Raw genomic sequence first — 16848 nt, 5'->3', positions numbered from 1 at the left:
CCCTGGAGCGACTACGAGTAGTGACCGCCGCCATGTATCGCCGTCAACAGGGTGTCGCCCTGATCACTGCACTGCTGGTGGTGGCCCTGGCCACCATCGCTGCCGTGTCCATGGCCACCCGGCAGCATCTGGATATCCGCCGGACCACCAATGTCTTCACCCATGACCAGGCCTATCAGCTCTCCCTGGGGGCGGAGGCCTATGCCCTGCGCCTGCTGGGGGAGCGCGGCGAGGACGATGAACTGCCCTGGGAGGGGTGCGTGTCACCGGCGATCCCCGTCTATCTGGAGGAGGCGGAGTTGGTCGTCCTGCTGGAGGATCTGCATTGCCGCTTCAATCTCAATGCCCTGGCGCGGGAGGACGATGAACTGCGACAGGGATTTGTCCGGTTGCTGGAAGAGATTGCCCGGGAAACCCCGGACCTGCGCCTGGATCCCGAACGCCTGCTGGTCCATCTCACCGACTGGCTCGATCCGGAGACCGATGACCCCGCCTATCGTGCACTGGATCCTCCCTATCTGAGCGGGAACCGGCCCATGCTCAGCCCCAGCGAACTGCGACTGGTGCTGGGGGTGACGACACCCATCTGGTGGGCCGTGGTGCCTTACGTGACCGCCCTGCCGGAGACCACGTCCATCATGAATCTTCAGGTGGCCCCGGAAGTCCTGCAGCGGGCCTTCGGCACCGCCGAGGATACGACGGTGGAGTCCCGGTACTTCCGTCTGGCGGTTCGCACGGAACTGGCCGGGCGGCGCTTCCTGCTCTGCAGCGTGCTCGATACCCGGGAACAGCGGGTGGTGCTGCGGGAACAGACCGCCTGCGGTCCCTGACACACCCTGAAGATCCTGGGCAAAATTTGTCATGATGATGTCCGTCAGTCCCATCACTGGAGAATTTCCGTGAATCCCAGCCAGGTCTTTTTAAGACCCACCGATCCCAATGATCCCGAGGCCCCCTGGGAGGCCCTGCTGCAGATGGCGGATGGCTCCGTGCAGATCCTGCCCCCGGAGGGGCTGGATGGACTGGCGGAACGGATTCGGGCCGGGCGCCTGATCGTGCTGGTACCTGGGGCCCGGGTCTTGCTGACCCGTGTGGAAATGCCCACCCGCAACAGCCGCGCGATGATGAAGGCTTTGCCCTATGCCCTGGAGGATCTGCTGGCCGACGAGGTGGAAAGCCTGCATTTCGTCCCCGGTGCTCGAGACCCGGATGGACGTCTGCGGGTGGCCGTGGTGTCCCGGGGTGACATGCAGTCCTGGCTGGAGGCCTTGCGCGCTCAGGGGCTGGAGCCTCATCTGCTGGTGCCGGAGACTGCTGTCCTGCCCACGCCACCGGATACCTGGACGGTCCGGCTGGAAGGGAGCATGGCCTGGCTGGCCACGGCCGACGGCGACGGGGCTGCTATGGAGCGGGACAATGCGGCTTTTCTGTTGCAGTTGCAATGGGACGAGACCCCGCCGGATCGGCGTCCCGAGCGTCTGGAGATCCATCGACATGGTCCGGCGCTGCCCGGTGACGAGGCCCTGGATCGTCTGGATCAGACGTTCGGTGCAGAGGTCAGGTGCCATGCCGCCGATGAACGTCTGCTGGTTGCCATCGTCGGGGAGTGGCCGAAATCGGTACCCTTCAATCTGGCCTGCGGCGCCTTCGGTCCCCGCGACGGCCTTGGCCAATGGTGGCGCCCGTGGCGTCCGGCGGCGATCCTGCTGCTGGCATTGGTCGTGGTCCAGTTCATCACCCTGGGCTGGGAACTGCACACCCTGCAGGCGGAGCAGGATCGGCTGGATCGGGAAATCACCCAGGTCTTTGAGCGGACCTTCCCCGGCAGTCGGGTGGTAGACCCCCGGCGCCAGATGCAGAGCGCCCTCAACAGCCTGCAGCAGGGCCAGGGCGGCGGTCCCGCGACCTCGGGCCTGGATGCCCTGCTGACGGTGGCCGGCCCGGCCCTGGCCGCCGAGCAGGGGTTGACGATCCAGAGCCTGCGCTACCAGCCGGGGCGGCTGGATCTGGACCTGCATCTGGCCGATCTCCGGAGTCTGGACCGTCTTCGACAGCAGCTGGAATCGACCGTAGGCTGGAGCGTGGAGATCCAGTCCGCCAGCACCCGGGAAGACCGGGTGGACAGCCGTATCCTGATCCGGAGCAACGATTCATGACCCCATGGTGGCAAGCACTTTCATCCCGTGACCGGCGGATCCTGGTCCTGGGCGGTCTGTTATCGGCGCTGATCCTGTCCTACGGCCTGATCTGGCTGCCCCTCAATGACCGGGTCGACGCCGCGACGCGGACCGTGGAACGGCTGCAGGGGGATCTGGGGTGGATGGAGGCGGCCTCGGCGCAGGTGCGGGCCGCCAGGGGCCAGTCCGGTCCTGCGCCCGCGGCCCAGGGCACCCAGTCCCTGCTGGGGCTGGTGGATGCCACGGCTAGGCAGGCGAATCTGGCCTCCAGTCTGCGGCGGGTCCAGCCGGAGGGGACGGGCACGGTCCGTGTGTGGATGGAGAATGTCGCATTCGATGACCTGTTGCGCTGGCTGGACGGGCTGGGGCAGCAGTACGGGATTCAGGTCAGCGGTCTGGTCGTGGACCGCCAGCCGGCCGCCGGCCGGGTCAATGCACGACTGGTGCTGGAGGGGCAGGGGGCGTGAAGTCGGGTCTGAAGTCGTGGCATTACCTGGTACTGGGGGGAATCGCCTATCTGATCTTCCTGCTGGTGACCCTGCCGGCATCCTTCGCCTGGCAACTGGCCCGGGACCGGGGTCTGGTGCCTGACGGGGTGGAACCCGCGGGGATGTCCGGCACCCTCTGGCGGGGTCAGGCGCGACAGGTCCGGCTGGATGAACTGATGCTGTCGGATCTGCAGTGGCGGGTACGTCCCCTGGCGGGGCTGCGCGGGGAGTTGCGGGTGGATGTCACCCTGCGGCCGGCGGGCGGGACGGCCGCCGGCCGCCTGGGTCTTCACCCTTCGGGCCTGCGCCTGCGGGATCTGCGGGTCGATCTGCCGGCGGCGGCACTGGCCGATGCCTATCTGACCCTGCCGGTGATCGTGCAGGGGCGGGTCCTGGCGGACATCTCCAGCCTGCGGCTTGACCGGCAGGGGCGTTTCAGTCAGGTGGAGGGCGTGGTGGGCTGGCTCAATGCCGCCTCGGGACTGCCCGAACCCCTCCCCCTGGGGGATCTGCGGGCCACCCTGACCGCCACCGAGGCGGGTCATCTGGAGGCCGTCATCCGCGACCAGGGCGGGCCGTTGTTCGCGGAAGGCACGGCGGGACTGGCCCCGGACGGGAGCTATCAGCTGCGTCTGCGCCTGGGGACGCGGGAAGGAGCCCGTCGGGAGCTGTCCCAGGCCCTGGGCTTCATGGGGCGGCCGGACGCGGAAGGCAGGGTCCCCCTGAACCTGTCCGGACGCTTCTGAGGCGCCGTCGCGGCAACGATTATCCGAAGTGGCAGATGTAGTGGAAGGGCTCGCCGTCCACTTCGATATCGAAGCTGGCGTCGCCGGGCACCGAGAATGACTCTCCGGCAGCGACGCTGCGCCATGCATCCTCTCCCGGCAGACGGACCCGGCAAGCCCCGGCCACGCATTCCATGATCTCCGGCGCCCCGGTGTTGAAGGTCAGGCGGGCGGGCAGGATCACGCCCACCGACTTGCGGGTGCCGTCCGCCAGGGTGAAGCCGTGGCTGACGCACTTGCCGTCAAAGTACACATTGGCCTGGGTGTTCAGGGTGACGTTGTCGAACTGTTGGGTGATGCTCATGGAAAAGGGCTCCGAAAAAGGTCAGGTCTTGCGATCCCGCGGCCGGTGGGCCGGGTCGATCCATGGGTCCTGGGAGGTCGGCGGGGCCATGCCATCACGCTCCACCTCCACCTGGGAGATGGTCATGCCGGGGGCCTTGGCCCGGACATAGAAGCTGGCCAGCATCATCAGGATATTGATGGCACCCACCAGGACGAAGGGGGCGCGGGGATCGATCTGGTCGAACAGGCGGCCGCCGATCATCATGATCAGCAGGATGCCCAGGGCACCGCTGATGTTGAACATGGCCAGTACCGAGCCGCGGGTGGCCTTGGGGGCTTCCTGGCCGATCAGGGACTGCCCGCCCAGGAACACGCTCATCTGACCGATGCCCAGCAAGATGAAGAAGATCCAGGTGGTGCCGCCGCCCAGGGGATTGTCCATGAAGATCACCGCCAGGTTGCCCAGGGCCGCCAGGCCCATGCAGACGCCCAGGGCGGTGACCCGGTTCAGGCGATCCACCAGCGGACCCAGCAGCGGCGCCGAGAGCAGGGCCGCCACCTGGGTGATGACGAAGATGAGGGTGGCCTGCTTGATGGCCTCGGGCGCACTCATGCCCATGCCGATGCCCACCGTGGTGCCCCAGAGCACGACGAAGGCGGCATTGATGGACTGGTCGCCCCGGGCGATGAAGGCGGCGCCGTAGGCCAGCAGGATGCGCGGGTTGCGGGCCTCGGTCACCCCGGTGACCAGCAGCTTGCGCACCGGCGGCCGAGCCTCCCGGGTGGGCGGCACCCCGCCCTTGAGGCCGAAGCCGATGATGATGGCGGAGACCACCGCCAGCCCCGCTACCAGCAGATGGGTATAGAGCCCGGCATCGGTGCCGCTGACCCCGCGGGCGGTGAATACCTCCGGCAGTACCCCGAACATCTGGCCGATCATCACGATCCCCAGGCCATTGAGCATGCCGATGATGGCCACCAACTTGCCCCGGGAGCGCTCCGCCGGGTAATCCGCCAGCACCGTGGACAGGGCGCCGGCGATGGCGACGATGCCCATGGCATAAATGGCCCGATACAGGAACAGGTCGTCGCTGGAGCCCGCCAGAGGATAGAGCACGTAGGTGGCCGCCAGCAGCATGAAGCCGGCAATGAAGATCGGCCTTCGGCCGATGCGATCGATGAGGATCCCCGCCGGGATGAACAGCAGCAGGGCCACCACCTCGGTCCAGAACACCAGATCCCCGGTGAGGGTGCCCTGCTGGTCCAGGGGGATATTCAGGTGCTCGTTGAGGATGTAGGTCTGGCCGATGGTGATGAACACCAGCAGGCCGATGGAGACAAAGCCGCCGTAGAAGAAGGTCCAGCCGTGGAGGGGCAGGATGCCCGGTGCCAGATGGATGGGGCCGATCCGGTGAGTATCCACCGCTGAAGAGGGGCTGCTGGTCTGGGTCATGGGATGGGTTGAGATCTCAGGTTCTGCCAAGAAGCCGCATCATGCGGTCCAGCGCCCCGTCAACGGCACCGCTGAAGCGCTTGCCCAGGGTCTGCTTGCGACGGTAGGTGACCTCGTACAGGTCGAACTCCCTGGACAGGCGCATGAGTTCGTCGTCACTGGTGCTCAGCGCATCCACCAGGCTAAGGGGCAGGGCTTGCTCCCCGTACCAGTGTTCTCCGGTGGCCACCGTATCCAGGTGGAGCTGGGGCCGGTAACGGCCCAGGAACGCCTTGAACAGGGCATGGGCCTCGTCCAGCTCCTGCTGAAACTTGGCCCTGCCTTCCGGGGTGTTCTGTCCCAGAACGGTGAGGGTGCGCTTGTACTCGCCGGCGGTGAGCAGTTCCACGTCCACCTCGCGGCGCTTGAGCCAGCGGTGCAGGTTGGGTAGCTGGGCCACCACGCCGATGGAGCCGACGATGGCGAAGGGCGCGGCGACGATGCGGTGGGCCACCGCCGCCATCAGATAGCCGCCGCTGGCGGCCACCCGGTCCACGGTGACGGTGAGATGCAGTCCTGCGTCCCGCAGCCGGACCAGCTGGGAGGCCGCCAGGCCGTAGTGGGGGACCATGCCGCCGCCGCTCTCCAGGCAGACCACCACCCGGTCCAGGTCCTTGCGGGCCTGGGTCAGGATGGCGGACACCTCTTCCCGCAGGTTTTCCACCCGGGAGGCGCGAATGTCGCCGTGAAAGCGCAGCACGAAAATCCGGCTGCGATCCGGGTCCGGCGGCGGGGAGGTCTTCTTGTCATCCTGTTTCCGGCCCAGCCGTCGCAGGCGCTGACCCAGGCTGCGGGGTGTCTTGAGGTGTTCGCGCAGGGTCTTTTCCATGTCCCGGTAGCGCTGGTTGAGATGCCGGACGTCCAGGTGTTCCTGGCTCCGTTCCCGGGAGCCGCCGGCGGCAGCGGTGATGCTGCCCAGCAGGATCAGGGCGGCCACCACGAAGGTGACCGCCTTGGCCAGGAACAGGCCGTACTCGTACAGGAATTCCATCAGTGGTCAGCCCCGATCAAGCGTCGCCCTTGGTGCCCAGGGTCTTTTCCACGAAGGCGTCATAGTGCTGCACGAACTCTTCGGGCAGTTCATAGAAGGGCAGGGCGCCGGTGGCGAACTCCTCCACCCGCCAGTTGGGCAGGCGCTCCACCGCCGCCTTGCCGCGGTAGTCCACGAAGTCGCCCCGCTCGCCATGGCACATGAAAACCGGCAGGGTCAGGGATTCGTAGATCCGGGTGATGTCCTTGCTGAACAGGTTGCCCGCCAGGAAATGATAGGGCGCATGTTGGGCGCCGGGCTGCCGGGTGGTGGCCACGCTGTATTCCAGCAGGCCCAGATCAATGCGGCGGGAACCCCATGCCTTGTTGAGGAAATAGCGGATGACGCTGCGCTTGGTCAGGGCACTGAACAGGCCCTGATTCCAGGGACCCCGGGTGAGCACGGTGTGCAGCCAGGGCATGCCCCGGGTGCTTTCCGGGGGGCCGTCCAGGCGGCCGGTGCCCCGGAAGCCGGTGGGGCTGACCAGGGCCACGGTACGAAAATCGGCGGCGGATTCGGCGGCGGCCCGGGCCAGGAATTCCGAGCCCAGGGACAGGGCGATGGCATCGATGGGGCTATCGCCCATCAGTCGCCGGATTTCCTGCACCATGGCGTGGATGGCGTCGGTCATGAGGCGGGGCGTGTAGGCCCGGTCGCTGCGGTCCGAGCCGCCGAAGCCGGGCAGTTCCAGGGCAAAGACGGGGCGCAGGCGGCTGTAGTGGTCGTACAGCGGTTTCATTTCGTAGGCGGAGCCCGCGGCATTCACGCTGTGAATGAGCAGCAGGGGCACGGCGGTCTGCTGTTCTTCACGCCGAGCCGGGCCACCCTGGTAATAGCAGAGCAGGCCTGCCTTGCTGTCGAGGGTGCGCCGCTCGCCGCTCAGGGCCGGAGGCAGCGTGGACGGCGGGGCCTGGGTGTCGGTCTTGTCGGCAGCGCCCGTGACGGCTTCGGCAAACTGGATCGAGGGCTGTGACGTGATCGTCCTGGACATGGCGGCAACTCCTGGGGATGCGTTGACTGACCGAGGGGAATCCCCTCATCAATAATTTTGCTTTGAGCGTAGGAGTATCCATGGGTGCCGGAGGTTTCTCAAGCGACGTCGGCAAAATCAATAAAGGGGCTATAATCCTAGCGGAATGCCAGGATTTGTGGTCCGTCAACCTTGGAGGATTTTCACATGTATCGTCATTTTCCGAACAGCCTGATTACCCTGTCACTCCTGGGAGTGCTGACGCTGGGCACGGCACAGGCGGATCTGGGGCGCATCGCACCGCCCGAGGGGGCTTCGGTGTATTTCATCAGTCCGGCCGATGGTGAGACGGTTGCTGCGCCCTTTACGGTGCGCATGGGGCTCAAGGGCGCCGGTGTGGCTCCCGCCGGTGTGGATCGCCCCGATACCGGCCATCATCATCTGCTGGTCAACAAGGATCTGTCGGCAGTGAATCTGGATAGCCCGCTGCCGTTTACCGACCACACCCTGCACTTCGGGGGTGGCCAGACCGAGGCCGAGGTGAGTCTGCCGCCGGGTCGGCATACCCTGCAGCTGCTGTTCATGGATTATCGCCACGCCAGTTTTGATCCGCCGCTGGTGTCCGAGCAGATCACGGTGATCGTGGAGTAGATGTCAGCCCGGATGGTTCTACAGGATGGTTCTGATAGTATAACCGTCAGAAAGGCGCGGCGCCCCGATAGGGGAACATCACAATAACAGTGCCGCGCCGGACGGCTTCAACACCACCAAGGGAACACCATCCATGTATATCGGCACCACGCTTACCAATTTCATCATTGAGACCCAGCGCCAGTTCGAGGGGGCCACCGGTGAGTTCACCGGGCTTTTGAACGATATCGCGGTGGCCTGCAAGAAGATCTCCGATCTGGTGAACAAGGGCGATCTGGTGGGGGTGCTGGGCACCGCCGGTTCCGAGAACGTCCAGGGGGAGCAGCAGAAGAAGCTGGATATCATCTCCAATGAAATCTTCATCGAGGCCCTGGCCCATAACGGCCACGTGGCCGGCCTGGCCTCGGAGGAGATGGATGACGTCCATCATCTGCCGGATAATGCCCCCAGGGGCAAATATCTGGTGCTGTTCGATCCCCTGGACGGCTCCTCCAATATCGACGTCAACGTTTCGGTAGGGACCATCTTTTCCATTCTCAAGGCCCCGCCGGGGGTGAAGAATCCCGCCAAGGAAGACTTCCTCAAACCCGGCACCGAGCAGGTGGCCGCCGGTTACTGCCTCTACGGCCCTTCCACCATGATGGTGCTGACCACGGGGCGGGGTACCAACATGTTTACCCTGGACCGGGATTTCGGGGAGTTCCTGCTCACCCACTCCAATGTGCAGATCCCGGCGGATACTCAGGAGTTTGCCATCAACACCTCCAACATGCGGTTCTGGGAGGCGCCGGTGAAGCGCTACATCAGCGAATGTCTGGAAGGTAAGGACGGCGCCCGCGGCAAGGACTTCAACATGCGCTGGATCGCCTCCATGGTGGCCGAAGTGCACCGCATCCTCACCCGGGGCGGCATCTTCATGTACCCCATGGACACCAAGATCCAGGCCAAGGGTCAGGGCGGCAAACTGCGTCTGATGTATGAGGCCAATCCCATGGGGTTCATCATCGAGCAAGCGGGGGGCGCCGCCACCACGGGGCGGGAGCGCATCATGTCCCTGGACCCCGAGGATATCCATCAGCGGGTACCGGTGGTGCTGGGGTCGCGCAACGAGGTGGAGCGGGTCACCGGTTATCACCAGGAATGATCCGATCAGGACCCGGCTTCGGCCGGGTCCCGTCGTTTGGGGAACATCCACCGCAACAGCCCTGAGCGGGCCAGGAGGTTGCCATGAGCCCTGTCCGATCGTTCATGTTCATCCCGGCGGTATTGTTGATGGTCGCGCTGTTCGCCTGGAGCGTCGCGCCGGCCCAGGAAGCCCGCCTGGATCCGGGCATGGTCAACCCGGGCTGGGTTGAGCCGCCGTCCTGGTTCCATGAGTCCTTTCTGGATATCCGGGAAGACGTTCAGGAGGCCACGGACGCAGGCCGTCGCCTCATGCTGTATTTCTATCAGGACGGTTGCCCCTACTGTGAAAAACTGGTGCGGGACAACTTCGGCCAGCGCGACATCGCCGACCTGACCCAGCGGCATTTCAATGTCATCGCCATCAACCTCTGGGGAGACCGGGACGTCACCGACATGGCGGGTCGCGAGACCACCGAAAAGGATTTTGCCCGGGATCTGAACGTACAGTTCACCCCCACCCTGCTCATGTTCAACGAGGATTTCCAGGTGGTGGGGCGCATCAATGGCTATTTCGAGCCCCATCGCTTCCGTGCGGCGCTGTCCTGGATCGGGGAGCGGCGGGAACACGAGATCGGCTTCCAGGCGTATTTCGAGCAACTGTCGCCGGAGCCCGCCAGCGGCGTACTACATGCCCGGGAAGGCTGGCTGCCCTCTCCCCATGACCTGGCCTCAGCCCTGAGGGAGGATGAACGGCCCCTGTTGGTGCTGTTCGAGCAGGCCCAGTGCTCCGCCTGCGATGAGTTGCACCTGGATATTCTGGCCCGGCCCGACAGCGAGTCCCTGCTGGCCCGGTTCCAGGTGGCACAGATCGATGTCGCCGGTCGTGATCCGGTCATCACCCCGGCGGGCGAGGAAACCACCGCGGCGGCCTGGGCCAGGGACAGTGGCGTGCTTTACACCCCCACGCTGGCTTTCTACACCCCCGAGAGCGGCGAGGTGATCCGTGCCGAGGGTTATCTGCGGACCTTCCATGTGCAGTCCCTGATGGAATACGTGCTGACCGGGGCCTACCGGGACGAGCCTGAGTTGCAGCGGTACCTGGATCGGCGCGCTCAGTCCCTGTATGAGCAGGGGATTGAAGTGGATCTGCTGGACTGATTGCCCCCGGGCTGCATCCGGCACCTGCCTTGAGTTACCCTAGCGGGTCATCCAGTCGTCCAGCCGGGAGTCAGCAACTTGGTCAAGGGAACCCTCTTCATCGTGTCCGCACCCTCCGGGGCCGGCAAGACCAGCTTGGTGGCCGCCCTGCTGGAAGCCCGTCCGGATCTGGTGGTATCCGTCTCCCATACCACTCGCCCGCCCCGGCCGGGCGAGGTGGACGGCACCCATTACCACTTCGTCAATGCCGAGCATTTCCTGGGTATGATCGAGGACGGGGCCTTTCTGGAGCATGCCCGGGTCTTTGACCACTATTACGGCACCTCCCGCGCTGCGGTGGAGGCGGAGCTGGACCAGGGCCGGGACGTGATCCTGGAAATCGACTGGCAGGGCGCTCAGCAGGTCCGCCGCCTGATGCCCGATTGTCAGTCCATCTTCATCGTTCCTCCCTCTCGGGATACCCTGCGCGCCCGGCTTCAGGCCCGGGGCAAGGACAGCGCTGCCGTGATCGAACGGCGTATGCAGGATGCGGTCAAAGAAATGACCCATTACGTTGAATATGACTACCTGGTGGTCAATGACCGCTTTGAGGACGCACTGGCGGACCTGAAGGCCATCTTCACCGCCAATCGTCTGCGCATGTGGCCCCAGCACCACAGCAAACGGGCGTTGCTGAGCGAATTGCTGGCATCCCGGGTTCTGAACCCCTAGTATTGACCGTTTTCCGCCGTTTTTTCAGGAGCACTGCCAGCCATGGCACGAGTGACCGTAGAAGACTGTCTCGACAATGTAGACAACCGTTTCCATCTGGTGTTGGTGGCTGCTAAGCGCGCCCGTCAGCTCGCCGGAGGCACCAATCCCCTGGTGGAATGGGAGAACGACAAGCCCACCGTGGTGGCCCTGCGGGAGATTGCCGCCGGCCTGGTGGGACCGGAAGTCCTGAACGAAGTGGCTGCCCGTGACCATGCCGGCCAGTCCAAGATCAGCGACGAGGAGGTCGGTTCGGAGATCTAGCCCCGTCTGCGGATTGCTCCGGGAACCGCAACAGGGCCACTCCGCATGACAGCCGCCATGGTCGAGAGCGCCCCCACCCCCACGATCCCCAGCCCCCAGCCGCTGGACACCACCCGTTTCATGGCCGGTGACCTGTGCGCCTACCTGGAGTGCTATCTGGAGCCGGAGCAGATCAAGGAGGTCTACCGGGCCTATCTGTTCGGTGCCGAAGCCCACGAAGGGCAGACCCGTCAGAGTGGGGAACCCTATATCTTCCATCCCCTGGCCGTGGCCAAGACCATGGCCGAGATGCGGATGGACTACAAGAGCATCATCGCCGCCATCCTCCATGACGTCATGGAGGATACCCACATCAGCAAGGAACGCATCATCGAGGAGTTCGGGGATGATGTGGCCGAACTGGTGGATGGTGTCTCCAAGCTTACCCACCTCAAGTTCCGTTCCAAGGCCGAGGCGCAGGCCGAGAATTTCCGCAAGATGATGCTGGCGATCACCCGCGATCTGCGGGTGATCCTGGTGAAGCTGGCCGACCGCCTGCACAATATGCGCACCCTGGGCGCCCTGCGGCCGGACAAGAGCCGACGGGTGGCCCGGGAGACCCTGGATATCTATGCCCCCATTGCCCAGCGTCTGGGCATGAACGCCATCCGCCGCGAGCTGGAGCTGCTCGGTTTTGCCGCCCACTATCCCATGCGCCACAAGGTGCTGGAGGCGGCGGTGAAGAAATCCCGGGGCCACCGCAAGGAAGTGATGCAGAAGATCGAGACCGCCATCTGCGGTCGCATGGAAGAGGTGGGCATTGAGGCCCGCATCGTCGGCCGGGAGAAGAACCTCTACAGCATCTATCGCAAGATGAAACAGAAGCGTCTGTCCTTCTCTGAGGTCTATGACGTTTTTGCCATCCGCATCATCGTCGCCGACGTGGATACCTGCTACCGGGCCTTGGGGGCGGTACACAATCTCTACAAGCCGGTGCCGGGGCGCTTCAAGGACTATATCGCCATCCCCAAGGCCAACGGCTACCAGAGCCTTCACACGGTGCTGTTCGGACCTCACGGCATCCCCATTGAGGTGCAGATCCGCACCGAGGAGATGGACCGGGTGGCCGAGACCGGTATCGCCGCCCACTGGCTTTACAAGGCCGGTGATCGGCAATCCGCCACTGCCCAGGATCGGGCCCAGGACCGGGCCCGGGAGTGGCTCAAAGGGGTGCTGGAGATCCAGCAGGCCGCCGGCAACTCCATGGAATTCCTGGAGAACGTCAAGGTTGACCTGTTTCCGGAGGAGGTCTACATCTTCACCCCCCAAGGGGACATCATGGAGCTGTCCCGGGGCGCCACCGTGGTGGATTTTGCCTATGCCGTGCACTCCGACGTGGGCAATACCTGTGTGGCCGCCAAGATCGACCGGCGCCTGGCGCCCCTGTCCACCCCCCTGGAGAGTGGCCGCACGGTGCAGATCATCACCGCCCCCGGTGCCCGCCCCAATCCGGCCTGGCTGAACTTCGTCGTCACCGGCAAGGCCCGCACGGCCATCCGCCACTACCTCAAGAACCTGCAGCAGGACGAGGCGGTCAGTCTCGGCCGCCGGTTGCTGGAAAAGGCCCTCTCGGTCTACGAACTCTCGCTGGAGCAAGTGCCCGAGGAACGCCTGCGGGCGTTGCTGGAGGAATTACAGTTGCCGGATGTCAAAGCCCTGCTGGCGGACGTGGGTCTGGGGAACCGCATGGCCGCGTTGGTGGCCAGACGCCTGTCCGTGGCGGAGGATGCCGATGCCTCGGCCATGGAAACCACCCCCGCAGGCATGGGACGACCCTTGGCCGTGAAGGGTACCGAGGGTATGGTGCTGTCCTTTGCCAAGTGCTGCAATCCCATCCCCGGCGATCCCATCGTGGGGGTCATGAGCACCGGGCGCGGCCTGGTGGTCCACCGGGAACACTGCCGCAACGTGGCCGATTACCGGGACAAGCCGGACAAGTGGATCACGGTGGAGTGGGCGCCGGATGGCAGTCAGGAATATGCCGCCAGCGTGCGTATCCAGACCGCCAACAAGCGGGGCGTGCTGGCCAGTCTGGCGGCGGGGATCGCGGACATGGGCTCCAATATCGAGCACGTTTCCTTCGACGAACGGGATGGTCATGCCACCACGATCACCTTCACCCTGAGTGTCCGCAACCGCAAGCATCTGGCCGACATGATGCGCCGCCTGCGTCGTATCCCCGAGGTTTTGCGTATCGTCCGCGCCAAGGGCTGACGGGACTGTCAGCGGCCTTGACGTGGATCATTCAGCGCCTTTTCGGGGCCGGGAGCCCGCCTGGCCCCGCTGCAGTCGGGTATTTACTCTCCGCCGACGGCGCCTCGGGCCGGACCCTTGGGGGCGCCGCCGGTCGGCTTTTTGAAGGTCTTTTTGGTGCGAGGACCATTTCCGCTGCTGCCTGATCTTGGCTGCCTGGCTCCACGGGCCTGACGCGGACTGCTGCGTGTTTCGGCGGCCTGCTTCTCACCGCCGGTGATCTGGTTGACGGGCGCCAGGGAGATCTCCAGTTCGATGATCTCGTCCCATTGCTCTTCGGTACGCTGGTTGTCAGGGATCGCCAGCAGGGTCTGCAGGCGTCGACGGGGGGAAATCGCTTGAGAAGAATCGTTCATGGCTAGGATGTCATGTGGTTGGGCGCCGCGGGCGCTGCAGGAAAAGACATGAACAGGACGTCTGTCATTGGTGCTGTACTCCTGTTGTCGGAAGAAAACAGCCCGGGTCAGGTGCGGGCCTTGTCGATGAGTTGTCCGGCAATATCAAGGATGTCATCGAAGCTGCGGGCCTGTTCGCCGACCACGACGAAACGGCCGTCGACCACCAGGGTGGGGACGCTGTTGATGCCGAAGCGGGTCTGCAGGCGGTCGTTACGGGCCACTTGGGCTCGAATATGGGAGGCGTTGAAGACCTGGCGGAATGCCTCGGTATCCACGTCCCTTTCCCCAAGCCAGTCCATGATGGCGGTTTCGGTGAATAGGGGTTCCCGATGCACCCCGACCGCGTCAAATACCGCTTGATCCAGCTCACCGGCCAGACCGGTTTCCTCCAGGGCCAGGGCCAGGCGGGCCAGGTTGGCCCAGGCGGTGCGGTTGAAGGAGATGGGGACGCGCCGGAACACCACGTCATCGGGCTGTTCCGCCAGCCAGGGCTTCATCACCCGGGCCAGCTGTCCGCAGAAGGGGCAGCCGTAGGAAAAGAACTTGGTCAGTTCGATCTTGCCCGCGGGCGCTTCCGACTGGGGGCGGGCGATGGCACGCCAGTCCTGACCTTCCACCAGTCCGGCCAGGACATTGGGGGTCAGGGCCGCGCCTAGCCCACCTGCAAGCAATTGGTTGAAACGGCGTCGGGTCAGGGGCATAGCATCGCTCCAGGGGCTGGTTGGGTGGTGCAAGGGTTCATCGTGCCGCCATTGTGATGTGGACGACCGGTGCCCATCGGTTGGGCTGACACCCCTGTGTCCCGGACAAGGCCGGGTCTGACTGGGAGATTCTGCTGGGGTGCCGGTGTCACCGGTATGCGGGTCTCATGACCCGCTCAGCGCCGCCGAGGCGGCAACACAGCATTTCCCGCCCAGGGAGGCGGGGCCGCATGACCGTCGAGTCCTGGACTCGACGGATTGATGATTTATGTATGGTTCCTTGTCCGAGGCCTTTCAAGGCCTGACCGGCAACGTTGCCTGATTTACAGACAAAAGGCCGGGCGGGTTATTGTGGAGGATTATAAAGACTTTGTGGAAGATTTGCCCGTTTCCCGGGGTCAGCCCTGGCTGATCTGGATCAATCGTGCGATGAAGAACACGCTCAGGAGTAGCCAGCCGACAGGGTAGGGGAACACCCCGATGTACCAGGCGGTCAATGTGCCCAGCAGCAGGGCGCCGATGATCAACAGTGGAATGTCCATGGAACGATCTCCTGCGCTTGTTATCATTGGAGCGCGTCCGGCCGGGCGTTGTTCCCCGTGGTTTCCAACATCCCTGCATGGAATCTCATGTCAGTCTTTCATGGCTTTTTTATCGTCAGTGTTCCGGTCCTTGGATTGGTGCTTGGTTTGATGGTCCTTCGGTCATGGCTGCTGCGGGCCTTTCGCATTCAGGCGCGGTCATGGGTGACCGAGCCACAGGCCCTGGGCCTGTCTCCCGAACGGGTCCGGATCATCAGTCGTCGGCGCAAGGCTCTGGCCGCCTCGTTTTTCCTGCCTCATCCCGGTGCCCCGGTCGTGGTCATGGTGCATGGCTGGGGTGCCAACAGCTCCCACCTGCTGTTCATGGTGCCCCGGGTGCTGGCCGAGGGGTTGAACGCGGTGGTCTTTGATGCCCGTTGTCACGGCCTGAGTGATGATGACGGCTTTGCCTCTCTGCCGCGCTTTGCCGAGGATGCGGAGGCCGTCATGGAGGTGCTACGCCGGCGAGGATATGGGGATATCATCCTGCTGGGGCATTCCGTGGGCGCCGGTGCGGTACTGCTGGCGGCTTCCAGAACCCCGGATCTGCGCGCGGTGATCAGTCTGTCCGCCTTTTCTCATCCTGAGCCGATGATGAACGGCTGGCTGGCGGAGCAGGGTATCCCGCGCCGGCCATGGGGGGTGGTCATCAATCGCGGCGTGGAATGGTTCATCGGCCATCGCTTCGATGACATTGCCCCCCGGACCACGGTGGACCGGATCCAGGCGCCGCTGCTGTTGGTGCATGGCGAGGACGATGACGTGGTGCCCCTGCATCATCTGCAGATCCTGGCCGGTGCAAATCCCCGGGCGACAGTGCTTACCCTGCCGGGTGTGGGGCACAATGACCCGGAAGGATTTGCCCGTCATGCCGGGCAGATCATGGACTGGCTCAGGCCCTATCTGCCGAGTCGCTCCCACTTGAAGGATGCCCATCCCCGTGCCACTGGAACTGTTTGATCTTACCCTGATCGTGACCGCCGCCTTTGTGGCCGGCATCATCAATGCGCTGGCCGGGGGAGGCAGCTTTCTTACCCTGCCGGCCCTGGTCTTCACCGGCGTACCGCCGGTGGCCGCCAACGCCACCGGCACGGCAGCCTTGCTGCCCGGCTATCTGGCCGGCGCCTGGGCCTACCGGGACCTGATCCAGGCGCCCCGGGGGATGACGGTGCTGGGGGTGGTGCTCATTGGTACGGCGGGGGGCGCGGTGGGGGCCTTGCTGCTGCTGGCGACCTCCAACGAGGCCTTCCGGGTGATCGTGCCCTGGCTGTTGCTCTTTGCCACACTGCTGTTTGCCTTCGGCCCCCGCCTGAACCAGTATCTGGCCCGGCGCAGCCGGGGCACCGGCGGTTTCTGGGGGCGGCTCGGGGTGTTGGGTGTGTGCGGCTACGGCGGCTATTTCAACGGCGGCATGGGCATTGTCATGCTGGCCATGTTCCGGCTGCTGGGCGTCAATGACCTGAACGTGGCCAACGGTCTGAAGAACCTGCTCTCCGCCGTACTCACCCTGATGGCGGTGATCATCTATGCCTGGGGCGGCGCCATCTCCTGGCCGGAGATCCCCCCCATGGCCCTGGCGGCAGTCCTGGGCGGTTTGGTGGGGGCCCGCATCGGTCGTGTACTGCCGCCGACGGTCCTGCGCAACGGCATCGTGGTGGTCGGCGCGGTGACCACGGCACTGTTCTTTTTCCAATAATCCAA

Annotated in this window: 19 protein-coding genes; 12 read left to right on the top strand and 7 right to left on the bottom strand. The window is 64.7% G+C overall.

The window, feature by feature from the left end; all coding sequences use genetic code 11:
• The first annotated feature begins 20 nt into the window (after positions 1-20).
• The 4 genes from gspK to LQ956_RS02075 all read left to right on the top strand — a co-directional run bounded on the left by gspK (position 21) and on the right by LQ956_RS02075 (position 3411).
• Positions 21-830, top strand: coding sequence for a type II secretion system minor pseudopilin GspK (gene gspK / locus LQ956_RS02090; protein ID WP_238621298.1), 810 nt, complete (start codon positions 21-23; stop codon positions 828-830).
• A gap of 69 nt (positions 831-899) precedes the next feature.
• Positions 900-2156, top strand: coding sequence for a type II secretion system protein GspL (gene gspL, locus LQ956_RS02085; protein ID WP_238621297.1), 1257 nt, complete (start codon positions 900-902; stop codon positions 2154-2156).
• On the top strand, positions 2153-2644 hold the full coding sequence (locus tag LQ956_RS02080; RefSeq protein ID WP_238621296.1) for a type II secretion system protein M: 492 nt from the start codon (positions 2153-2155) through the stop codon (positions 2642-2644). The genes gspL and LQ956_RS02080 overlap by 4 nt, the downstream gene beginning before the upstream one ends.
• Positions 2641-3411 (top strand): type II secretion system protein N, encoded by a 771-nt coding sequence (locus tag LQ956_RS02075; protein WP_238629286.1) that lies wholly within the window; start codon positions 2641-2643, stop codon positions 3409-3411. The genes LQ956_RS02080 and LQ956_RS02075 overlap by 4 nt, the downstream gene beginning before the upstream one ends.
• Positions 3412-3430: 19 nt before the next feature.
• On the opposite strand, the gene ppnP is transcribed toward LQ956_RS02075, so the two are convergent.
• From ppnP to LQ956_RS02055, 4 genes are read right to left on the bottom strand one after another with little or no spacing between them, the layout of a single operon-like run.
• Positions 3431-3754 carry a pyrimidine/purine nucleoside phosphorylase gene (gene ppnP / locus LQ956_RS02070; RefSeq protein ID WP_238621294.1) on the bottom strand — a complete coding sequence of 108 codons (324 nt, stop codon included), beginning with the start codon at positions 3752-3754 and terminating at the stop codon, positions 3431-3433.
• A 21-nt stretch (positions 3755-3775) separates the two neighbouring features.
• Positions 3776-5188 carry an MFS transporter gene (locus LQ956_RS02065; RefSeq protein WP_238629284.1) on the bottom strand — a complete coding sequence of 471 codons (1413 nt, stop codon included), beginning with the start codon at positions 5186-5188 and terminating at the stop codon, positions 3776-3778.
• Positions 5189-5204: 16 nt separating this feature from the next.
• Positions 5205-6218, bottom strand: coding sequence for a protease SohB (gene sohB, locus LQ956_RS02060; protein WP_238629282.1), 1014 nt, complete (start codon positions 6216-6218; stop codon positions 5205-5207).
• 16 nt (positions 6219-6234) lie between these two features.
• Complete coding sequence (locus LQ956_RS02055) at positions 6235-7248, bottom strand: alpha/beta fold hydrolase (RefSeq protein ID WP_238621291.1); 1014 nt, start codon at positions 7246-7248, stop codon at positions 6235-6237.
• A 186-nt stretch (positions 7249-7434) separates the two neighbouring features.
• Between LQ956_RS02055 and LQ956_RS02050 the strand changes: the two genes are divergently transcribed.
• From LQ956_RS02050 to spoT, 6 genes are all read left to right on the top strand, one after another.
• Positions 7435-7878, top strand: a complete 444-nt coding sequence (locus tag LQ956_RS02050) for a DUF4399 domain-containing protein (RefSeq protein ID WP_238621290.1) — start codon at positions 7435-7437, stop codon at positions 7876-7878.
• Positions 7879-8011: 133 nt separating this feature from the next.
• Positions 8012-9022 (top strand): class 1 fructose-bisphosphatase, encoded by a 1011-nt coding sequence (locus LQ956_RS02045; RefSeq protein ID WP_238621289.1) that lies wholly within the window; start codon positions 8012-8014, stop codon positions 9020-9022.
• 83 nt (positions 9023-9105) lie between these two features.
• A complete protein-coding gene (locus LQ956_RS02040) occupies positions 9106-10161 on the top strand; it encodes a thioredoxin family protein (protein WP_238621288.1) in 1056 nt (351 codons plus the stop codon).
• Positions 10162-10239: 78 nt separating this feature from the next.
• Positions 10240-10872 carry a guanylate kinase gene (gmk, locus tag LQ956_RS02035; protein ID WP_238621287.1) on the top strand — a complete coding sequence of 211 codons (633 nt, stop codon included), beginning with the start codon at positions 10240-10242 and terminating at the stop codon, positions 10870-10872.
• A gap of 42 nt (positions 10873-10914) precedes the next feature.
• Entirely contained in the window at positions 10915-11175 is a 261-nt protein-coding gene (rpoZ, locus tag LQ956_RS02030) for a DNA-directed RNA polymerase subunit omega (RefSeq protein WP_238621286.1), read from the top strand.
• Positions 11176-11232: 57 nt separating this feature from the next.
• Positions 11233-13428: a bifunctional GTP diphosphokinase/guanosine-3',5'-bis pyrophosphate 3'-pyrophosphohydrolase gene (gene spoT / locus LQ956_RS02025; RefSeq protein WP_238621285.1), complete on the top strand. Its 2196-nt coding sequence runs from the start codon at positions 11233-11235 to the stop codon at positions 13426-13428.
• An 83-nt stretch (positions 13429-13511) separates the two neighbouring features.
• Here the strand turns inward: spoT and LQ956_RS02020 are convergent, their stop codons facing one another.
• From LQ956_RS02020 to LQ956_RS02010, 3 genes are all read right to left on the bottom strand, one after another.
• On the bottom strand, positions 13512-13823 hold the full coding sequence (locus LQ956_RS02020; RefSeq protein WP_238621284.1) for a hypothetical protein: 312 nt from the start codon (positions 13821-13823) through the stop codon (positions 13512-13514).
• 107 nt (positions 13824-13930) lie between these two features.
• A complete protein-coding gene (locus tag LQ956_RS02015; protein WP_238621283.1) occupies positions 13931-14566 on the bottom strand; it encodes a thiol:disulfide interchange protein DsbA/DsbL in 636 nt (211 codons plus the stop codon).
• 398 nt (positions 14567-14964) lie between these two features.
• A complete protein-coding gene (locus tag LQ956_RS02010) occupies positions 14965-15108 on the bottom strand; it encodes a hypothetical protein (RefSeq protein WP_238621282.1) in 144 nt (47 codons plus the stop codon).
• 150 nt (positions 15109-15258) lie between these two features.
• Here LQ956_RS02010 and LQ956_RS02005 point away from each other — a divergent pair, with 150 nt between their 5' ends.
• Positions 15259-16107 (top strand): alpha/beta hydrolase, encoded by an 849-nt coding sequence (locus LQ956_RS02005; protein WP_238621281.1) that lies wholly within the window; start codon positions 15259-15261, stop codon positions 16105-16107.
• On the top strand, positions 16076-16843 hold the full coding sequence (locus tag LQ956_RS02000) for a sulfite exporter TauE/SafE family protein (RefSeq protein WP_238621280.1): 768 nt from the start codon (positions 16076-16078) through the stop codon (positions 16841-16843). The genes LQ956_RS02005 and LQ956_RS02000 overlap by 32 nt, the downstream gene beginning before the upstream one ends.
• Positions 16844-16848: the final 5 nt, after the last annotated feature.

It is taken from the genome of Ectothiorhodospira lacustris (assembly GCF_022227845.1).
Taxonomy (GTDB): domain Bacteria; phylum Pseudomonadota; class Gammaproteobacteria; order Ectothiorhodospirales; family Ectothiorhodospiraceae; genus Ectothiorhodospira; species Ectothiorhodospira lacustris.
The sequence above is the reverse complement of the archived record's forward strand: the minus strand, read 5'-3'. Positions and strand labels throughout refer to the sequence as shown.